Origin of the sequence: Microbacterium sp. Kw_RZR3 (genome assembly GCF_029222405.1) — a bacterium.
Lineage (GTDB): Bacteria > Actinomycetota > Actinomycetes > Actinomycetales > Microbacteriaceae > Microbacterium.
In genome coordinates this window covers 1-4,530 of record NZ_JARHXC010000007.1, presented here as the reverse complement: position 1 = coordinate 4,530, position 4,530 = coordinate 1, and the positions used below count along the sequence as shown (strand labels likewise).

Annotated in this window: 6 protein-coding genes; 5 read left to right on the top strand and 1 reads right to left on the bottom strand. The window is 71.0% G+C overall.

The window, feature by feature from the left end:
* Positions 1-8 precede the first annotated feature (8 nt).
* From paaC to P2P98_RS00225, 4 genes are read left to right on the top strand one after another with little or no spacing between them, the layout of a single operon-like run.
* Positions 9-845, top strand: a complete 837-nt coding sequence (gene paaC / locus P2P98_RS00240) for a 1,2-phenylacetyl-CoA epoxidase subunit PaaC (RefSeq protein ID WP_275796052.1) — start codon at positions 9-11, stop codon at positions 843-845.
* A complete protein-coding gene (paaD, locus tag P2P98_RS00235; RefSeq protein ID WP_275796050.1) occupies positions 839-1,324 on the top strand; it encodes a 1,2-phenylacetyl-CoA epoxidase subunit PaaD in 486 nt (161 codons plus the stop codon). The genes paaC and paaD overlap by 7 nt, the downstream gene beginning before the upstream one ends.
* Positions 1,324-2,463, top strand: a complete 1,140-nt coding sequence (gene paaE / locus P2P98_RS00230) for a 1,2-phenylacetyl-CoA epoxidase subunit PaaE (RefSeq protein WP_275796048.1) — start codon at positions 1,324-1,326, stop codon at positions 2,461-2,463. The genes paaD and paaE overlap by 1 nt, the downstream gene beginning before the upstream one ends.
* A gap of 7 nt (positions 2,464-2,470) precedes the next feature.
* On the top strand, positions 2,471-3,241 hold the full coding sequence (locus P2P98_RS00225; RefSeq protein ID WP_275796046.1) for an enoyl-CoA hydratase-related protein: 771 nt from the start codon (positions 2,471-2,473) through the stop codon (positions 3,239-3,241).
* Here P2P98_RS00225 and P2P98_RS00220 read toward each other — a convergent pair.
* Entirely contained in the window at positions 3,228-3,722 is a 495-nt protein-coding gene (locus P2P98_RS00220; RefSeq protein WP_275796044.1) for a hypothetical protein, read from the bottom strand. The two genes, P2P98_RS00225 and P2P98_RS00220, sit on opposite strands and share 14 nt — an antisense overlap.
* A gap of 83 nt (positions 3,723-3,805) precedes the next feature.
* Here P2P98_RS00220 and P2P98_RS00215 point away from each other — a divergent pair.
* The coding region (locus tag P2P98_RS00215; RefSeq protein WP_275796042.1) for a hypothetical protein at positions 3,806-4,530 on the top strand (725 nt) is incomplete at its 3' end.

The following is a 4,530-nucleotide window of genomic DNA, read 5'->3' as shown; positions in this document are numbered from 1 at the left end:
CGGCCCAGGTGGCTGAGCCTGTCGAAGCCACCGACCCGCACGGCGACGTCTCTCTCGACGCCCGCGAGCTCGCCGCCGAGCTCGCCGGGGGAGAGGACCGCGCCACGGATCCCGACGTCGCCGCCTACGCGCTGCGCCTCGGCGACGACGCGCTGATCCTCGCCCAGAACCTCTGCGGCTGGATCGCCCGCGCCCCCGAGATCGAGGAGGACGTCGCCCTCGGCAACATCGCCCTCGACCTGCTCGGCCACGCCCGCTCCCTGTTGCGTTACGCGGGCAGCTACGACGGTCGGACCGAAGACGACCTCGCCTACTGGCGCGACGAGAAGGAGTTCCGCAGCGCCTGGCTCTTCGAACTCCCGAACGGCGACTTCGCCCACACGATCGTCCGCCAGCTCCTGGCATCCGCGTACCTCGTCGAGCTGTACCGCGACCTCACAGCATCCACCGATCCGGTGCTCTCCGCCGTCGCCGCGAAGGCCGAGAAGGAGGTCGACTACCACCGCGACCACGCCGTGCAGTGGACACTCCGCCTCGCCGGCGGAACCGACGAGTCGCGGCGCCGCTTCCTCGTCGCCCTCGACGACACCTGGCCGTACCTCGACGAGCTGTTCCGCGACGAACCGCTCCACGACCGACTCGACGGGGTCGCGGTGCGTCCCTCGACGCTGCGCACGCGGGTCGACGAGGTCGTCGCGACGGTGTTCGCCGAAGAGGACGTCGAGGTTCCCGGCATCCCGTTCTCGTCCGCCGGAGGTCGCCGTGGCATCCATCACCCGTCGTTCGGACCCCTGATCGCCGAGATGCAGGTGCTGGCCCGCCGACACCCGGGGGCGACATGGTGACCGCGACCGCCGAGTACGCGCGCAAGGTCGCCGCCGCCGTGGTCGACCCCGAAGTCCCGGTGCTCACGATCGACGACCTCGGCGTGCTCCGCGATGTGCGAGTCGACGGCGGCACCGTGACCGTCACGATCACCCCCACGTACTCGGGATGCCCCGCGGTCGAGGCGATCCGTGACGACATCGTGCTCGCCCTCACCTCGGCCGGTTTCGACCGTGCGGTCGTGCAGACCACCCTCACCCCGGCCTGGACCACGGAGTGGATGAGCGACGAAGGCCGCCGCAAGCTCGCCGAGTACGGCATCGCCCCGCCGACCGGGCGTGCTCCGGCCGGCCCCATCCGACTGAAGCTCAGCGTCGCGTGCCCCCGCTGCGGCTCGCTCGACACGCGCGAGGTCTCGCGCTTCGGCTCCACCTCGTGCAAGTCGCTGTGGGAATGCCGCGCCTGCCTCGAGCCCTTCGACCACTTCAAGGCCCTCTGATGACGATGACGGATGCCACGCCCTCGCGCGTTTCGACCACACCCGCCCCGCGCGCCCGCGCGCGCTTCCACACCCTGCGCGTCGCGGACGTGCGGCCCCTCACCCCGACCGCGATCGAGGTGACGTTCGCGGTTCCCGACGAGATCGCCGACGCCTTCGACTACGCGCCCGGTCAGTACGTCGCCCTGCGCGCCACGGTCGATGGGGAGGAACTCCGCCGCTCGTATTCGCTGTGCCGCCCGCCCGCTCGTGGCGCGATCAGTGTCGGCATCAAGCGCGACCCCGACGGACGCTTCTCGTCGTGGGCGCACGAGGGCCTGCGTCCGGGCGACGAGATCGAGGTCATGAGCCCGCAGGGCACCTTCGTCTCGAAGGCCTCGACCTCGACAGGGCACGTCGTCGCCATCGCGGCCGGCTCGGGCATCACCCCGATCATGGCGCTCGCCGCGGGCGTCCTCGAGCGCTCCGCCGACAGCCGCATGACGATCGTCTACGCCAATCGCTCGTCGACCGACGTCATGTTCGTCGACGAGCTCGCCGACCTCAAGGACCGCTACCCGTCCCGCCTCACGCTCCACCACGTGCTCTCGCGTGAGCAGCGCGCCGCCCCGGTGTTCTCGGGACGACTCGACGAGGAGCGGCTGCGCCTGATCCTGTCGCGACTCATCGACCCGGCATCCGTCGACGAGTGGTTCCTCTGCGGTCCCTTCGCCCTGGTCGAGGTGTGTCGCGAGACGCTCGCCGAGGCGGGCGTTCCGCGCGACCGCGTGCGGTTCGAGCTGTTCACCGCCGGTGACGGTGACGCCCCCGCGCAGACCGGGGGAGCGCGCCCCGTGCGCGTCCGCGCGGACGAACCCGTCCGCTCCATCGAGGTCACCCTCGACGGTCAGTCCGCGCATGTCGACAGCCCGGTCGCCGCGAATGAGACGATCCTCGCCGCCGCCCTGCGTGTCCGCCCCGACGTGCCGTTCGCGTGCGCGGGAGGGGTGTGCGGCACGTGCCGCGCTCGGGTGATCGAGGGGTCCGTCTCGATGACCGAGAACTACGCGCTCGAGCCCGACGAGATCGAACGCGGGTACGTGCTGACCTGCCAGTCGCACCCGACCTCCGACGCCGTGCGCGTCGACTACGACGGATGAGGATGCCGTGATCGATTACTCCTTCGCCGACGACCTCGCAATCATCACGCTGAACGCGCCCGCGCGGCGCAACGCGCTCGGTCTCGAGGCGCTGACTGCGCTCGCCGAGGCGTACGACCGCGCCGAGGCTGACGGCGCCCGCGCCGTCCTGCTCCGCGGCGAAGGGCCGTCGTTCTGCGCGGGACGCGACATCTCCGGCGTCGACCCGGCGACCGACGACGTCGCCGGATACCTCGACGCCACGCTCGCGCCGCTCCTGCGTCGCATGGCGGCTTTTCCCGCGCCGACATTCGCCGCCGCTCAGGGCGCGTGCCTCGGCGTGGGCCTCGGTCTGCTCATCGCCACCGACGTCGTCTTCGTCGCCGACGACGCGAGAATCGGCTCGCCCTTCGCCGCCCTCGGCGCGACCCTCGACTCCGGCGGTCACGCCCTGTTCGTCGAGCGCCTCGGCACCCACGCCACTCTCGACCTCATCTACACGGGCCGGATGCTGACGGGCGACGAGGCCGTGCGCGCCGGGCTCTTCTCACGGGTGGTTCCGGCATCCGAGGTCCAGGATGCCACCGAGCTCGCCGCCCGCCGGGCCGCGGCCGGACCGACCGAGGCGTTCCGCGCCAGCAAGCGCATCGTCACGGCGATCCGCGACGAGCGGCTGGGCCTGTGGGAGGCGATGGCGCTCGAGAACCGCGCGCAGGCCGCCCTCTCCCGGACGGAGGACTACCGCGAGGGCTTCGCCGCGTTCCAGGCGAAGCGCGGCCCGGAGTTCACGGGCCGCTGACGCCCGCGTCGCTCGCGCGCACGAACGGGAGGCACTGCCCGTCGTCGACGTTGCCGTACTCGAGGCACAGCCCCGGGCCGGAAGCTCGGAGGTTCACCGAGAAATCGTCTCGCGGATCGTGGACGTGAGGAATCACGGACACGGAGCCGCTGTCGCGCGTGCCGGTCGGGTCGAAGAAGAGCCACTCACCGTCCAGGTCGACCGTGTCGTTCCTGTCGAGCTCGACGGGCTCCGGTTGCGAGGGATCACTTGTCACCGCCGCGCGGGGAACATGCTCGAGTCGCACGGTGCCGTCTTCATCGAAACGGAGGATGGCGGAATGCTCGTTCTTCGGCGCTGTCCATTCGCCGATCAGATCGTCGCTCGTCTGGAGAGGAGGGGGCGAGGCAGCGCACGACCCGCACAGCGCGACGAGCAGAATGGGTGCCACCGTCTTCGCGACGCGCGAGGCCGCGGTGCCGAAGAGGGGCCGCGCTTCCATGGTCGCAGTATGACATTGCGCCGCGACCGGCCCGTCCGTCCGCGTGCGCCGCTCGCGCAGCCGGCCGGTGATTGAATCGGCTCATGTCCACCGACGAAGAAGACGAACTCGCGCAGTTGCGACACCGGGCGTACTCGCCTTCCGCCGACATCGCCTCCGACCCCGAGGCGCTCCGTCGTCTGATCGAGCTCGAGGCCCGGGCGATACCGACCGAGCAGGCGCTCGACCGGGCTCCGACACTGCCCGAGGAACACGTCGCTCCCGCCGAGGACGAGGTTTCGGATGCCGCCCCCGAGCGGCCGCGGTTCACTCTGCCGCGTCTGCGCCGGTCGACGGTGATCGTGCTGGGAGCGGCTGCGCTCGTGCTGGCGACCCTCGCGACGCTGCTCGTCGTCGTGCAGCGCGTGCAGACCGACCCCCTCCAGGCCGGAGCGACGCAGATCGCGCGCCTGGCTCCGGACCCGACCTTCGAGGTGCCGAGCTCGCTCACCGTGGGGATCACGGGCAACGTCACGGCCTTCGCGGAGTTCGAGGGCTTCCGCGTGATCTCCCAGCCGTCGTACTTCGACGCGGAGGGCGCTGCCCGCTGCATGACGGTGTGGCAGCCGGAACTGCTCGACAGGGCGGGTGGTGGCGGGTTCTCGTACGACGGCGAGTTCTTCCTGACCACCTGCGGTGCCGGTTCCTTCCCGGCGAGCATGACGATGCTGCTCCGAGAAGAAACCCCCGAGCGCGCGCAGACCGACTTCCCCGCGGGGACCGCCCTGCAGTTCGTCTACGATGCGGCGAACAACGAGATCGTCGTCTT

What these genes read in the sequence shown, in the direction of transcription:
- paaD (WP_275796050.1), top strand. Translation starts at nt 839, where the DNA reads ATGGTGACCGCGACCGCCGAGTACGCGCGCAAGGTCGCCGCCGCCGTG.
- paaE (WP_275796048.1), top strand. Translation starts at nt 1,324, where the DNA reads ATGACGATGACGGATGCCACGCCCTCGCGCGTTTCGACCACACCCGCC.
- P2P98_RS00220 (WP_275796044.1), bottom strand. Translation starts at nt 3,722, where the DNA reads ATGGAAGCGCGGCCCCTCTTCGGCACCGCGGCCTCGCGCGTCGCGAAG.